The following is a 13,422-nucleotide window of genomic DNA, read 5'->3' as shown; positions in this document are numbered from 1 at the left end:
CAGTAGCCGCCGAACCCAAAGGGGCGAATCTCTTCGCCCCAGCACTCAGGCTTAAAGCGTACGGGTATAGCGATCGCCAACTTGCGCGGTGGCATACCAGCGCATAACAGCTTCGATGCCTTCACCACCTTCCGGAGGAGCCCAGTGCATGCAGTCCTCTTCCGACAGCGCCTGATAAGGCCCCTGTTTTACTTCGAACACCACGCCGCCGGGATCAACCGACAGCACGGCATGCCAGGTAAACGCCGGCATCTCCAGTACTTTGGTTTCTTCACCCAGCAGCGTGCGTTGGGTGACGACACCTTCCTCATTAAACTGCAATACCACAAAGCGGCCGCGCAGCGGTGTCAACAGTTCCCAGGTTTGTGGATGGCGGTGCGGTCGAATATAGGTGCCAGGTTCCATGGCAATCGCCAGTCGCTGCACCGGCTCGCTCAACTCGTCGTGTAACGTACGGTGCGCGCGCAGGCGAGCCACTTTAGCGGCCTGCTCACTCATGGCGGTCAGGTCGTGGGCGGTAATCTGTTTCATCGTTAAAGTCCGCAAGCTTATCGTGGCTTCATATTAGCAATATTCACGGACGCGGTCAGAGATCCCCGCGACTTTTTCGTTACCCTTTATCACGGATTAAACCGATTTTGTCCCATTGGTTATGGCGATGAATTGTTGCGCAATTATCGGGCCTAACCGGTTGACAGACTTTTTCTTCTCGGCGTAACATGCGCGCACTATTATCAATGAGGACATACGCCTTGGACACACCCAGTAGATACTGGCTCACTGACCTGGACAACAACAGGTACAACTTCTAAGGCTATCCCATCGAGCTGATAGCCTTCGTGGTTGTCGGCGACCTCTTAAGTGTCGCTACGAGTCAGATCCTTCATGGTCTGAAACAAGCTGGTGATGCAACACCCCTCTGTTTCTGTGCTTCCACGCGTTGTTTACCCCTGTCACCCTAAGGGAGTTTTAGCAGATGCTGAGCGCGTTTAAATTAGATAAAAGCCGCCTGTCCCGTCTGGAGTTGGATGACTCCGATGATCTCACCACCTCGCTGTGGGTTGATCTGGTTGAGCCGGAAGAAGGCGAGCGTGAACGCGTGCAAAACGAGCTGGGCCAAAGCCTGGCGACACGTCCGGAGCTGGATGATATCGAAGCTTCCGCGCGTTTCTTCGAAGACGAAGACGGCCTGCATATTCACTCCTTCTTCTACTTTGAAGATGCGGAAGACCATGCCGGTAACTCCACCGTAGCTTTCACCATCCGTGATGGGCGTCTGTATACCCTGCGTGAGCGTGAGCTGCCGGCGTTTCGCCTGTACCGCATGCGCGCACGTAACCTGACGATGGTGGACGGCAACGCTTACGAGCTGTTGCTGGATCTGTTCGAAACCAAGATTGAGCAGTTGGCGGACGAAATTGAAAACGTCTACAGCGATTTGGAAAAGCTCAGCCGGGTAATCATGGAAGGCCATCAGGGCGATGAATACGACGAAGCACTGTCGACGCTGGCCGAACTGGAAGATATCGGCTGGAAAGTGCGACTGTGTTTGATGGATACCCAGCGTGCGCTGAATTTCCTGGTGCGTAAGGCGCGTTTGCCGACCGGTCAGTTGGAGCAGGCGCGTGAAGTGCTGCGCGACATCGAATCTTTGCTGCCACACAACGAATCGTTGTTCCAGAAGGTGAACTTCCTGATGCAAGCGGCGATGGGCTTTATCAATATCGAACAGAACCGCATCATCAAGATCTTCTCGGTGGTGTCGGTGGTGTTCCTGCCACCGACGCTGGTGGCCTCAAGCTACGGGATGAACTTCGAGTTTATGCCGGAGCTGAAGTGGTCGTTCGGCTATCCGGGCGCCATCAGCCTGATGATCCTGGCGGGGCTGGCCCCGTATCTGTACTTCAAACGCAAGAACTGGCTGTAAGCTGACGGGCGAACCTGTTCGCCCGATATTTCTGCTGTCGACCAACGCTTAGCCTGCTAAATAGGGGTAGAATGCCCCTTTGGCTTATCTGTCCGTAAGGCATGCGTTTTGATGGAGAGGTTTCCCCGCTTGATCCAATGGTCGATCCTGCTGCTGGCTTCGCTGGTGCTGGGGTTTGGCCTGCAAAGATTCCATATTCCCGCTGCACTGTTGCTGGGGCCGATGATTGTCGGCGTGGCCATGGGGCTGCTGGGCGCCACGGTTCGCATTCCAGGTTACCTGTTCATCGCCGCACAGGCGGTGCTGGGCTGCATGATCGCGCAAAGTCTCTCTCCTGCTATTCTCACACCGTTACTGGATGACTGGCCGTTGGTGCTGCTGGTGTTGATCGCTACGCTGCTGGCCAGCGGAGTTTCAGGCTGGTGTCTGGTGCGTTATAGCAGTCTGCCGGGGCCAACCGGTGCCTGGGGTTCATCGCCCGGTGGGGCGTCGGCGATGGTGGCGATGGCCGGGGATTTCGGTGCCGACCTGCGGCTGGTGGCGTTTATGCAATACCTGCGGGTGCTGTTTGTCGCAACCGCGGCGGCGATGGTGGCGCGCATTGGGTTGGGTGATGAAGCGGGGCATGGCGGCGCGATGCTGGAGTGGTTCCCTTCACTGGATTGGCGTTTCCCGGCGACGCTGGGCATTGCCGTGGTCGGCGCCTGGCTTGGCCCCCGGTTGCGTATTCCCTCCGGCGCGTTGTTGCTGCCGATGATCATCGGCGCGACGCTGCATTCCAGCGGTACCATGGCGTTACAGGTGCCGGAATGGCTGTTGGCCCTGGCTTATACCCTGATTGGCTGGAGCGTCGGGCTGCGCTTCACCCGGCCGATTTTTTTGTTGGCGCTGCGTACCTTGCCGCAGATGGTGGTGTCGATCGTCGCGCTGATGCTGTTTTGCGGTCTGCTGGCATGGATGCTGACGCGCTTCCTGCCGGTGGATTTGATGACCGCCTATCTGGCGACCAGCCCGGGCGGCCTGGATACCGTGGCGATCATCGCCGCCGGCAGTCGGGTAGACATGTCTTTCGTGATGGCGATGCAGACGCTGCGCTTGTTCACCATCTTGCTGACTGGCCCGGCGATGGCACGATTCATTTCTAACCGCGCCACCCCGGCTTCAACTTAGCGCTGCTTCAACGCAGTTTGCGCTGGGTATAGAGCGCGTCGAGGATAAACAACAGCAGTGCGGCCCAGATAAAGCCAAAGGTCACCAGCTTGTCCTGGCCGACAGTTTCGCCATAGAAGGTGACGGCCAGCAGGAACATCAGCGTGGGGCCGAGATACTGGAAGAAGCCGAGTGTCGACAGGCGCAGGCGGGTGGCTGCGGCGGTAAAGAACAGCAGCGGTACGGTAGTGACGATGCCGGCTGCCACCAGCAGCAGGTTCAGCGACCAAGGGTTGGCGCTCAGGTGACTGGTTGGGCTGTCGGCGAACAGGAAAAGATACGCCGCCGCGACCGGCAGCAGCCACAGGGTTTCAATCAGCATGCCGGTTTGCGCGTCGATGGCGATCTTCTTGCGCAGCAGACCGTAGAACGCAAAGCTAAATGCCAACCCCAGCCCGATAATCGGTAGCGAACCGAATTGCCACAGCTGAATCAACACGCCGGCAAATGCCAGTACCACCGCTATCCACTGCATGCGGCGGAAACGTTCACCCAGGAACAGCATCCCCAGCAGCACGTTCACCAGCGGGTTAATGAAATACCCCAGGCTGGCTTCCAGCATATGGTGGTTATTCACCGCCCAGATAAACAGCAGCCAGTTGCCGCCGATCAACACCGCGGTCACCGCCAACAAGAACAGCCGTTTGCGATTGTGGCAGGCGGCGCGCACCTGCGACCAGTTACGCCCGAGCGTGATCAGCGCCAGCATAAAGAAGAATGACCAAATAACCCTGTGGGTGAGGATTTCATCCGCAGGTACCTGTTGGATCAGTTTGAAATAGGCTGGAGCTATGCCCCAAATAAAATAGGCGGCCAGAGCAAAGAAGATGCCCTGCCGCGTTTGCTGTGCGTCCATGACGTTACTCAGATGGGAAAAACGGAGATGCGGTGAGTGTACTGAAGAGCCTCACCGCATACAATCACCCGACCAGATAGGTCGCGGTAGCGCTGGCGATGTGCAGGCCATCGTGGTTATGCAGTTCAACACGGGCGACCGCAACTTTGTTGCCGCTGCGCAATACGCTGGCCGCCGCGATAAAGTGCTCGCCACGGCCCGGGCGCAGATAATCAACGCGCAAATCTATGGTGCCCATGCGCGAAAGACGGCTAGCGACTTCTTCTTCGATCAGTGGATCCAGGCGCATCAGCACGCTACCGGCGCAGGCTAACCCGGCGGCGACGTCGAGCACCGAGGCGATCACCCCACCGTGCAGGATCTTCTGGGCCGCATTGCCAACCAGCTTGGGCTGATTGGTGAAACTCAGCTCCACGTAGTCGTCGTCAAAGCGGCGCAGCTCGAGACCCAGCTCGCGGTTAAACGGCATGTGATAAACAAAGATTTCGCCAATTTTTTGGCGTGCGGCTTCTAGTGTGAGTGGTGTGGTAGACATAAATACCCATTCTTGTTCTGTGTCGTAGGGAAGTAAACTGGTCAGTCCAGGTTAACCGTTTGTTGATATTATGCCTATATTTTGTTGCTTTCCAGACTAATCCAATAAATACACGCCGTGCTGCTGTAAAATCTCCTTTGTGTGTAAAATGGCCTGTTTTTATTTCAGAGTTTGTCATTTTTTGTTGGGGTGAGGAACGTTATGCGCATTTTGTCAGGGATCGTTTTGGCCACGCTGGCCGCGCCGCTGCTGGTACAGGCGGAAGAAGCCAAAGAGCAGCAAATTCATGATAAACCGGCGGTACGCGGCAGCATTATTGCCAACATGCTGCAGGATCACGACAACCCATTTACGCTGTATCCGTATGAAACCAACTATGTGTTGTATACCGATACCAGCAATATCAATAAAGAAGCCATCCAGTCCTATAACTGGTCCGATAACGCCCGCAAGGACGAGGTGAAGTTCCAGCTTAGTCTGGCATTCCCACTGTGGCGCGGCATTGCCGGCGACAACTCGGTGCTGGGTGCATCTTATACTCAGCGCTCCTGGTGGCAGCTTTCCAACCACGGTGAATCATCGCCGTTTCGCGAAACCAACTACGAGCCGCAGGTGTTCCTCGGCTGGGCGACCGATTACCGCTTCGCCGGCTGGACATTGCGCGATGTGGAAGTGGGCCTCAATCACCAGTCCAACGGCCGTTCTGATCCCACCTCACGCAGTTGGAACCGCGGTTACGCGCGCTTTATGGCGCAAAACGGCAACTGGCAGGTGGATCTGAAGCCCTGGTTCCGTTTCTCGGAAAGCAGCAGCAGCGACGATAACCCGGATATCACCAAATACATGGGCTACTACCGCCTGAAAGTCGGTTATGCCTGGGGTGACAGCATCTTCAGCGTCGACAGCCACTATAACTGGAACAGCGGCTACGGCGGCGCGGAAATGGGCTGGAGCTACCCGATCAGCAAGCACGTGCGTTTCTACACGCAAGTCTTCAGCGGTTACGGCGAATCCTTGATTGATTACAACTTCCGGCAGACACGGGTTGGCGTTGGTGTCATGCTTAACGATATTATGTAATCCGGCCGTCATACAGGCGTCGCTACGCAGCAAAAAATGGGGAAGTGTGTGTCAACCGCAGCAGTGATAAACAAAGAGTTGCTGGCAGAGCAGGTATTACGCGATACCTTCGGCTATCAGCAATTCCGACCGGGTCAACAAACGATTATCAACACGGCGATCGGCGGGCAGGATTGCCTGGTTGTTATGCCGACCGGCGGCGGTAAATCGTTGTGCTATCAAATCCCGGCGCTGGTGATGGATGGCCTGACGTTAGTGGTTTCCCCGTTGATTTCGCTGATGAAAGATCAGGTCGATCAGCTGTTGGCCTATGGCGTTTCCGCCGCCTGCTATAACTCGACGCAAACGCGTGAGCAGCAGCTCGAAGTGATGGCGGGGTGCCGCAGCGGCCAAATCAAAATGCTGTACATCGCTCCCGAGCGGCTGATGATGGACAGCTTTCTCGATCTGCTCGACCACTGTCCGCCGGCGTTGCTGGCAGTAGACGAAGCACACTGTATCTCGCAGTGGGGCCACGACTTCCGCCCAGAATACCGTGCCTTGGGGCAGTTGAAGCAACGCTTCCCCGCGATGCCGGTAATTGCCCTGACGGCGACAGCCGATGAATCTACCCGTGGCGACATCGTGCGCCTGCTGGCGCTGCAGGACCCTCTGGTACAGGTCAGCAGCTTTGACCGGCCGAACATCCGCTATACGCTGGTGGAGAAGTTTAAACCTCTCGATCAACTGTGGCGTTTTGTACAGGACCAACGCGGCAAAAGTGGCATTATTTACTGCAACAGCCGGGCCAAGGTGGAAGACACCACCGCGCGCTTGCAAAGCCGTGGGCTGAGCGTGGGTGCCTATCACGCCGGGCTGGATAACGATCGCCGCGCCCAGGTGCAGGAAGCGTTCCAGCGTGACGATTTACAGGTGGTGGTGGCCACCGTCGCCTTTGGCATGGGCATCAATAAACCGAACGTGCGCTTTGTGGTGCACTTTGATATTCCGCGCAATATCGAATCTTATTATCAGGAAACCGGCCGCGCCGGGCGCGATGGCCTACCCGCCGAAGCTATCTTGTTGTATGACCCGGCCGATATGGCCTGGCTGCGCCGCTGCCTGGAAGAAAAGCCTGCCGGACAACAGTTGGACATCGAGCGCCACAAGCTGAACGCCATGGGCGCATTTGCCGAAGCGCAAACCTGCCGCCGCCTGGTGCTGCTTAACTATTTTGGCGAGGGCAAACATCAGAACTGCGGCAACTGCGATATCTGCCTGGATCCGCCCAAGCGCTACGACGGGCTGGAAGATGCGCGCAAAGCACTGTCTTGTGTCTATCGCGTCGGGCAGCGTTTCGGTTTGGGCTACATTGTCGAGGTGTTACGCGGTTCCAATAATCAGCGTATCCGCGAATACGGCCATGAAAAGCTGCCGGTGTACGGCATTGGCCGCGACCAAACCACCGAACACTGGACCAGCGTGCTGCGTCAGTTGATCCACCTGGGGTTTATTACTCAGAACATTGCCATGCATTCGGCATTGCAGCTGACCGAGGCCGCACGCCCGGTGTTGCGCGGCGAGCTGGAGCTGCAACTGGCGGTGCCACGTATTCAAAGCCTGAAATCGCGTGGCAGTGCCAACCAGAAATCCTACGGCGGCAACTACGATCGCAAACTGTTTGCCAAACTGCGCAAGCTGCGTAAATCGATTGCCGATGAAGAAAATATTCCGCCTTACGTGGTGTTTAACGATGCTACGCTGCTGGAAATGGCGGAACAGATGCCAATCAAGGCCGGCGATCTGTTGAGCGTTAACGGCGTTGGCCAGCGTAAGCTGGAGCGTTTTGGCGCCCCGTTTATGGCGATGATCCGCGATCATCTCGATAATGACGAAGACTAAGGGCAGTAAATCATGCTGATGTTATTTCTGACCGTGGCGCTGGTGCACCTGATTGCGCTGATGAGCCCGGGGCCGGACTTCTTTTTTGTTTCGCAAACCGCCGCCAGCCGTTCACGCCGTGAGGCGATGATGGGGGTGGTGGGCATCTCGCTGGGCATCGTTGTCTGGGCGGGCGTGGCGCTGATGGGCCTGCACCTGATCCTGCAAAAAATGGCCTGGCTGCATCAGGTTATTATGGTGGGCGGTGGGATTTACCTGTGCTGGATGGGTTGGCAGCTGCTGCGCTCCGCACGCTCTCAGAATGCGCAATCAACGCCAGCACCGGAAGTGAAAGTGGCCTTGCCTAAGCCGGGACGCAGCTTTATTCGCGGTTTTCTGACCAACCTGTCAAACCCAAAGGCCGTTATCTATTTCGGCAGCGTGTTCTCACTGTTTGTCGGTGACGACGTGGGCGCCGGTGCGCGCTGGGGGCTGTTCCTGTTGATCATCGCCGAGACTTTTGTCTGGTTCAGCCTAGTGGCTGTGGTGTTTGCGCTACCGGCAATGCGCCGGGGCTATCAACGCCTGGCGAAATGGATCGACGGACTGGCGGGGGTATTGTTCACCGGTTTCGGCTTGCACCTGATCTTTACCCGTTAATTTTGGGGCAGTGAACCAGAGGGCCGAACAGCGATGTTCGGCCCTTTTGCATCAGGCTTTTCGGGCCGTGGCCAGCAGCCCTGCGACCAGGATGAACAGCGAGCCAAAGATGCGGTTCAGCAGTTGCATTTGGCGTGGGGTCTTCAGCCAACCGGCAATACGGGTCGCCAAAGTGGCGTAGCCAATCATCACGATGATATCGACCACCACCGTAGTGACGCCGAGTACCAGGTACTGCTCGGCTTGGGGCTGATTGGGCAAAATAAACTGTGGAAACAGCGCCGCCAGAAAAACGATGCTTTTCGGGTTGGTCAGATTCACCAGCACGGCGCGGCGGAACAGACGGCGGCGCGGCATGGTGCCCGCCAGCGTATGCAAGTCCAGCGAACCGGCGGCGCGCCACTGCTGAATACCGAGCCACACCAGATAAGCGGCACCCAGCCATTTCAGCAATTCGAAAGCCATCAGCGACTGCGAGATCAGCGCCCCCAGGCCAATGCCCACCAGCAGGATATGCAGGCTCAGCCCGACCTGCAGCCCGGCGATCGAGGCTGCTGCCCCACGATAACCATGGCTGATGCCGGTGCTCATGGTGTTGATCGCTCCAGAGCCGGGTGACAGGCTGAGGATAAGGGTTGTCAGCAGGTAGGTTAGCCACCAGTCCAAAGTCATTGCAGTGCTCCCTGAAAGCGCCAATTTGTGCCAAAATGATTCGGTTTTTGTAGGAATTGAATCACAATACGCTAGTATTATTTCTTGTGCCAGCGGTCACATTTTTACCGCTGGCGGCTCAGGGAAAAGCATTTGATGACGTCGTTTACTCTCAGCACCGATGACTGGTTAACGCGTGAAACGCAGTTTGCTGCTTTCGCCACCGGCCCGCTGCTGGACTTTTGGCGGCTGCGTGAGGAGGGCGAGTTCATCGGCGTTGGCGGCGTACCCATCCGCTTCGTACGATTCTGTTCTGCGCGTCATCAGCGGGTGGTGGTGGTAAGCCCCGGCCGCATCGAAAGTTACGTTAAATATCCTGAGGTTGCCTACGATCTGTTCCAGTGTGGCTATGATGTGATGATTTTAGATCACCGTGGGCAAGGCCGTTCCGGCCGTTTGCTGGCGGATACGCACCGTGGTCATGTGATAAACTTCAGCGATTACGTCGACGATTTCACCCAGTTTTATCAGCAGGAAGTGAAGCCACGCGGTTACCGGCAACGCTTTGCGCTGGCGCACTCAATGGGGGGCGCGATCCTGGCGCAATTCCTGGCTCGTCAGCCGCAGGCCTTTGACGCCGCCGCGTTTTGTGCACCAATGTTCGGCATTTATTTACCGATGCCGGGTTGGATGGCCAATCGCATTCTTGACTGGGCGGAGAAGCACCCGAAGGTGCGTGAGTACTATGCGATAGGCACCGGCCAGTGGCGCCCACTGCCGTACGTGGTCAACGTGTTGACCCACAGTCGTGAACGTTATCGGCGCTGCTTGCGCTATTACGCCGACTATCCCGAGCTGCAGGTGGGGGGGCCCACTTACCATTGGGTGCGAGAAAGTCTCCAGGCCGGTCGGGATATCATCGCTCAGGCGGCTAACATCACTACGCCGCTATTGTTATTGCAGGCCGGGGAGGATCGGGTGGTCGACAACCGCTCTCACCAGGCTTTTTGTCAGGCATTGTCAGAAGCGGGGCACCCTTGCGAAGGGGAAAAACCGCAGGTTATCGAAGGCGCACGGCATGAGATCCTGTTTGAGCTGGACGCGATGCGCGCCGAAGCACTGAACGCAATCCTGCGTTTCTTTGCTCAACACTTAGGTGGTACCCCTACCGCCGACCACTCCATCAGAGGTTAGAACATACCGCTATGTATCACGTCGTCGCTTCCGATTTAGATGGCACGCTGCTGTCACCTGACCACACCTTGTCCCCGTTCGCCAAAGAGACCTTGAAGCTGCTGACCCAGCGTGGGGTACATTTCGTCTTCGCTACCGGGCGTCACCATATCGACGTTGCGCAGATCCGCGATAACCTCGACATCAGCGCCTTTATGATCACGTCCAACGGCGCTCGCGTGCACAACACCGACGGTGAGCTGATTTTCAGCCATAACCTGGCCGAAGACATTGCCCGCGACCTTTACGGCATGCTGCATAACGATGCCGATATCACCACCAACGTCTACCGCAACGACGACTGGTACATCAACCGCGAAAGCCCTGAACAGAAAGAGTTTTTCCAGGAATCCGTTTTCCAGTATCAGTTGTTCGAACCGGGCCTGTTGGAAACCGACGGTGTGTGCAAGGTGTACTTCACCTGCGACGATCACGAAAAGCTGCTGCCGCTGGAAGATGCCATCAATGCACGCTGGGGCGATCGGGTTAACGTCAGCTTCTCGTTCCCAACCTGTCTGGAAGTGATGGCGGGTGGCGTGTCAAAAGGGCATGCGCTGGAAGAAGTGGCCAAGATCATCGGTTATACGTTGAAAGAGTGCATCGCCTTCGGCGACGGCATGAACGATCTGGAAATGCTGTCGATGGCCGGTAAAGGCTGCATCATGCGCGACGCGCATCAGCGTTTGAAAGATAAACTGCCTGAGCTGGAAGTCATTGGCTCAAACGTCGACGACGCGGTGCCACATTACCTGCGGAAAATGTTCCTGGGTTGATATGAACAGGGCGCCTTGCGGCGCCCTGATTGGTATTACTTGTGCTGGCCCTGCTTTTGCAGGAATTGCACGCCCTTGTCAGGGAAGTCGGTGAACACGCCGTCCACGCCCGCCTGGTTGTAAATCACGTCATACAGCTGATTCACGTCGGTCACGTAGTCTGGCAGCGCATCGGCGCGGATGGTGAATGGGTGCACCGCCAACTTGTTGGCATGCGCTTCTTTCACCATGTCGGTCAGCACCACCTTGCCCGGCTTGGATTTTTCCGCCACCACCAACATGTGGTAGTCCGGTCCGATGCCGTCGGCATACTGGGCGATTTGCTTCATCGCGCCCGGTTTGAACATCCAGTCATAGTCGTATTCCACCCATTTGCCGTCGGCTTTCTGCTCGTAGGTTTCCTGCCACTTGTTATAGGCGATCAATTGGATCAGCTTCAGATCCATGCCCATTTTCGGTTCCAGCTCGGTTTTAATCCGCTTCAGCTCGTTGGCATCGAAGCATTGCAGATAAACGTTATCGCCCTTGCCGGTGTAGCCGTACTGTTTCAGAATCGCCAGCACCTTGCTGGAAATGTCTTTCCCTTCCTGCTTATGGAACCACGGCGCTTTGATTTCCGGGTAAATACCGATGTTTTTGCCGGTTGAATGATTCAAACCCTGCACAAATTCGATCTCTTCCTGGAAGGTATGGACGCGGAAGTCGGATTTACCCATCGGGAAACGACCCGGGTAACCCTGTACCTTCTTGCCATTTTCGATCTCAAAACCTTCGGTGAACTTCAGCGACTTGATTTCAGGCAGCGTAAAGTCGATGGCGTAATAACGGCCGTCTTTGCGCGCGCGGTCCGGGAAACGCTCTGCTACGTCGGTGACGCGATCGAGGTAGTGGTCATGCAACACCACCAGCTCGTTGTCCTTGGTCATCACCAGATCTTGTTCGAGGAAATCCGCGCCCTGCGCGTAGGCCATGGCCTTCGCCGGCAGCGTGTGTTCCGGCAGATAACCGCTGGCGCCACGGTGGGCGATTACCACCTTGTCGGCGGCTTGTGCGGCGCTGACCATTGAGGTGGCCAGGATAATCCCTGCCAGCAGGGCTTTGACTTGAGTCCGCATATTGTTGTTCTCCATGTTGTAGGTGCAGGGGTATTAAAAAGGCCGCAAGGCGGCCTTTAAATAATGCGAAAGTTGTATGACGCTTAACCGCGTTTGTTGGCAGCGATTTCCGCGTGGTGTTTTTTCTCGCTCATCATGGTCAGCAACAGCAGCACTACCGCGCCGATGCTACCGCCAATCATCACCATAAAGCCGCCGTCCCAACCGAAGTAGTCAACGGTGTAGCCGACGATGGCGCTGGCTGCAACAGAGCCGCCCAGGTAACCGAACAGACCGGTGAAGCCTGCGGCGGTGCCGGCGGCTTTCTTCGGTGCCAGTTCCAGTGCGTGCAGGCCGATCAGCATGACCGGGCCGTAAATCAGGAAGCCGATGGTGATCATACAGGCCATATCGATGCCAGGATTACCGACCGGGTTCAGCCAGTAAACGACGGTGGCAATGGTCACCAGCGTCATGAAGAACACGCCGGTAGCGCCGCGGTTACCCTTGAACACCTTGTCCGACATCCAGCCGCACAGCAGGGTGCCCGGAATACCGGCATACTCGTACAGGAAGTAAGCCCATGAAGACTTGTCCAGCGCGAAGTGTTTCACTTCTTTCAGGTAGGTCGGTGACCAGTCCAGAATGCCGTAACGCAGCAGATAAACGAACACGTTGGCTACGGCGATGTACCACAGCAGTTTGTTCGGCAGGATGTACTGCATGAAGATCTGCTTGGCTGTCAGCTCTTCTTCCGCTTTGTCGGTGTAGTCGTCCGGATAATCGTTTTTGTATTCTTCAATCGGCGGCAGGCCGCAGGATTGCGGGGTGTCGCGCATCAGGGCAAAGGCGATCAGGGCTACCAGAATGGCACCGAAGGCCGGCATGTACAGCGCCGCGTGCCAGTCGTTGAACCAGGCCATACCCAGCAAGAACAGCAGCGGTGGCAGACCGCCACCCACGTTATGGGCGCAGTTCCAGACCGAAACGATACCGCCACGCTCTTTCTGCGACCACCAGTGCACCATGGTACGGCCACAAGGCGGCCAGCCCATGCCCTGGAACCAACCGCACAGGAACAGCAGCACGAACATGACCGCGATGCTCGATGTCGCCCATGGAACGAAGCCCATGAACAGCATGACCGCAGCAGCCAAAATCAGGCCTGCGGGCAGGAACACGCGAGGGTTGGAGCGGTCAGAAACCGACCCCATGATAAATTTGGAGAAACCGTAGGCGATGGAAATACCGGACAGCGCGAAACCGAGGTCACCGCGGCTGAAGCCCTGGTCAATCAGGTAAGGCATGGCCAGGGTGAAGTTCTTGCGCACCAGGTAGTAGGCGGCATAACCGAAGAAAATCCCCATAAATATTTGCCAGCGCAATTTACGGTACAGCGGGTCGACTTTGTCGACCGGCACACGTGAAATGTGTGCTGCCGGCTTAAAAATACTCAACATGAGCGCCTCCGATGGCTTTATCTAGTTATCACATCAATATGATCTTTTACGTTCATTTGATGATTGAGCGGATATCGAATGTGG

13 protein-coding genes are annotated in these 13,422 nt (G+C 56.5%); 7 read left to right on the top strand and 6 right to left on the bottom strand.

The window, feature by feature from the left end:
• Positions 1–51 precede the first annotated feature (51 nt).
• Positions 52–531, bottom strand: coding sequence for a WbuC family cupin fold metalloprotein (locus tag ACMGG1_RS23295; RefSeq protein WP_020824774.1), 480 nt, complete (start codon positions 529–531; stop codon positions 52–54).
• Between the two features lie 445 nt (positions 532–976).
• On the opposite strand from ACMGG1_RS23295, the gene corA reads away from it, so the two are divergent.
• Together corA and ACMGG1_RS23285 are read left to right on the top strand one after the other, a co-directional pair.
• Positions 977–1,927, top strand: a complete 951-nt coding sequence (corA, locus tag ACMGG1_RS23290; RefSeq protein WP_020824775.1) for a magnesium/cobalt transporter CorA — start codon at positions 977–979, stop codon at positions 1,925–1,927.
• Between the two features lie 111 nt (positions 1,928–2,038).
• On the top strand, positions 2,039–3,097 hold the full coding sequence (locus tag ACMGG1_RS23285; protein WP_414161049.1) for an AbrB family transcriptional regulator: 1,059 nt from the start codon (positions 2,039–2,041) through the stop codon (positions 3,095–3,097).
• Positions 3,098–3,104: 7 nt separating this feature from the next.
• On the opposite strand, the gene rarD is transcribed toward ACMGG1_RS23285, so the two are convergent.
• Both rarD and ACMGG1_RS23275 read right to left on the bottom strand, forming a co-directional pair.
• Complete coding sequence (gene rarD, locus ACMGG1_RS23280) at positions 3,105–3,992, bottom strand: EamA family transporter RarD (RefSeq protein ID WP_020824777.1); 888 nt, start codon at positions 3,990–3,992, stop codon at positions 3,105–3,107.
• A gap of 64 nt (positions 3,993–4,056) precedes the next feature.
• Entirely contained in the window at positions 4,057–4,527 is a 471-nt protein-coding gene (locus tag ACMGG1_RS23275) for a thioesterase family protein (protein WP_020824778.1), read from the bottom strand.
• Between the two features lie 201 nt (positions 4,528–4,728).
• Here ACMGG1_RS23275 and pldA point away from each other — a divergent pair, with 201 nt between their 5' ends.
• Genes pldA through rhtC form a run of 3 tightly spaced genes read left to right on the top strand, consistent with a single transcriptional unit; the run spans position 4,729 to position 8,127 of the window.
• Complete coding sequence (gene pldA, locus ACMGG1_RS23270) at positions 4,729–5,607, top strand: phospholipase A (RefSeq protein ID WP_020824779.1); 879 nt, start codon at positions 4,729–4,731, stop codon at positions 5,605–5,607.
• Positions 5,608–5,655: 48 nt separating this feature from the next.
• The gene (gene recQ / locus ACMGG1_RS23265; RefSeq protein WP_020824780.1) at positions 5,656–7,488 is read left to right on the top strand and encodes an ATP-dependent DNA helicase RecQ; all 1,833 of its coding nucleotides are present in this window, start codon (positions 5,656–5,658) and stop codon (positions 7,486–7,488) included.
• A 12-nt stretch (positions 7,489–7,500) separates the two neighbouring features.
• A complete protein-coding gene (gene rhtC / locus ACMGG1_RS23260) occupies positions 7,501–8,127 on the top strand; it encodes a threonine export protein RhtC (RefSeq protein ID WP_020824781.1) in 627 nt (208 codons plus the stop codon).
• 51 nt (positions 8,128–8,178) lie between these two features.
• On the opposite strand, the gene rhtB is transcribed toward rhtC, so the two are convergent.
• Complete coding sequence (rhtB, locus tag ACMGG1_RS23255; RefSeq protein ID WP_020824782.1) at positions 8,179–8,799, bottom strand: homoserine/homoserine lactone efflux protein; 621 nt, start codon at positions 8,797–8,799, stop codon at positions 8,179–8,181.
• 135 nt (positions 8,800–8,934) lie between these two features.
• Between rhtB and pldB the strand changes: the two genes are divergently transcribed.
• Positions 8,935–9,972: a lysophospholipase L2 gene (gene pldB, locus ACMGG1_RS23250; protein WP_414161048.1), complete on the top strand. Its 1,038-nt coding sequence runs from the start codon at positions 8,935–8,937 to the stop codon at positions 9,970–9,972.
• 11 nt (positions 9,973–9,983) lie between these two features.
• Complete coding sequence (gene yigL, locus ACMGG1_RS23245) at positions 9,984–10,784, top strand: sugar/pyridoxal phosphate phosphatase YigL (protein WP_400827269.1); 801 nt, start codon at positions 9,984–9,986, stop codon at positions 10,782–10,784.
• A 35-nt stretch (positions 10,785–10,819) separates the two neighbouring features.
• Here the strand turns inward: yigL and glpQ are convergent, their stop codons facing one another.
• Complete coding sequence (gene glpQ / locus ACMGG1_RS23240; RefSeq protein ID WP_414161047.1) at positions 10,820–11,899, bottom strand: glycerophosphodiester phosphodiesterase; 1,080 nt, start codon at positions 11,897–11,899, stop codon at positions 10,820–10,822.
• Between the two features lie 83 nt (positions 11,900–11,982).
• Positions 11,983–13,338: a glycerol-3-phosphate transporter gene (gene glpT, locus ACMGG1_RS23235; protein WP_020824786.1), complete on the bottom strand. Its 1,356-nt coding sequence runs from the start codon at positions 13,336–13,338 to the stop codon at positions 11,983–11,985.
• Positions 13,339–13,422 lie beyond the last annotated feature (84 nt).

The organism is Serratia sp. BNK-12, from assembly GCF_047456085.1.
In the GTDB taxonomy this organism is placed as follows: Bacteria; Pseudomonadota; Gammaproteobacteria; order Enterobacterales; family Enterobacteriaceae; genus Serratia; species Serratia liquefaciens.
This window is presented reverse-complemented; position numbering and strand designations above follow the sequence as displayed.